We start from the raw sequence: 520 nt of genomic DNA, 5'->3' as shown, positions 1-520 counted from the left end.
AACACCGCTTCATTACTCGTTGCTGTTTGAGCAACGTAAGTAAATGTTGTGCCGCTTTGTGAAACAGCTTGCCACTCTAAACTTTCTCCATCAGAGGTTAAGCCAGTCAGAACCAAATCTTCATCGACCAACTCATACTTCACAACACCATCGGCGCCTTCATCGACCGTGAACAGTCCGTTGATAATTGTGTCTTCAGATTGATCTGAACCAATGCCAGTAAGATCGTCTTCATCGACAACGGTTTCACCGGTCGGCGCCGTCATAACAGGCACATCATCGAGCACCTCGATTGGCAATACATACTGATTAGAATCATCGCCATCACCATCAACGGCAACGACATCGAATGGAATCGTTAAGGTATTGGAGTTCGGGCTTGTTGGATGGTTCAGAGGACCTAACAATGTAAAGGTATAGGAGCCATCATCACCTAATGCCAACGTGAAGATTGGCGTTCCACTTGTCGTCGTACCTTGATAGGTCGTTGTGTTAGCAGCACCTGTGATTTCTGTAATAG

The 520-nt window shown here is 46.2% G+C and carries 1 protein-coding gene; it reads right to left on the bottom strand.

Annotated features, from left to right (window positions below; translation table 11 throughout):
- The coding region (locus AB4517_RS22330; RefSeq protein ID WP_133154769.1) for a hypothetical protein at positions 1 to 520 on the bottom strand (520 nt) is incomplete at both ends.

Source organism: Vibrio sp. 10N.222.52.C3 (assembly GCF_041474195.1).
In the GTDB taxonomy this organism is placed as follows: domain Bacteria; phylum Pseudomonadota; class Gammaproteobacteria; order Enterobacterales; family Vibrionaceae; genus Vibrio; species Vibrio crassostreae_C.
This window is presented reverse-complemented; position numbering and strand designations above follow the sequence as displayed.